General features: G+C 70.8%; 1 protein-coding gene. It reads left to right on the forward strand.

Annotated features, from left to right (window positions below):
• Positions 1-140 precede the first annotated feature (140 nt).
• On the forward strand, positions 141-568 hold a 428-nt coding region (locus ABTU92_RS30015), incomplete at its 3' end, for a hypothetical protein (RefSeq protein ID WP_408095188.1).

The raw sequence follows: 568 nt of genomic DNA on the forward strand, positions 1-568 counted from the left end.
GGCACGCGCGGCGCACGCCCCAACCCGCCGCTTCGCTCCGGGCCTTTACGCCGGACGTCAAAGCCCCGCTCCGCCACGCCGGCGGACCGGATCGTGACGGCAACCGTGGCTCGATCCGAGCCGACGACCAGGAGAGGACCATGCACGACATCGACCGGACGCAGCTCGAATACGCCCACGAGGCCGGGCCCTTCCAGCACGAGGAGTTCGAGTTCCACGAGTACGAGGAGGTGCAGCAGGAGGAGATGAGCGAGCACGAGGAGATCCAGCTCGCCCACGAGCTGCTCGCCGTGAGCAACGAGCAGGAGCTCGAGCAGTTCCTCGGCGGCATCATCCGCAAGGTCGGCCAGGTGGCGCGCTCGCCGATCGGCCAGGCGATCGGCGGCGTGCTGAAGGGCGTCGCCCGCAAGGCCCTGCCGATGGCCGGCGCCGCGCTCGGCGGCTATTTCGGCGGCCCGCTCGGCGCCAAGATCGGCACCGGCCTCGCCAACATGGCCGGCAAGGCGATCGGGCTGGAGCAGGAGGAGCTGCAGCAGGAGGAGCTCGAGTTCGAGGGCGCCCGCCAGTT

The sequence above is a fragment of the Rhodoplanes sp. SY1 genome (genome assembly GCF_046000175.1).
GTDB lineage: Bacteria > Pseudomonadota > Alphaproteobacteria > Rhizobiales > Xanthobacteraceae > Rhodoplanes.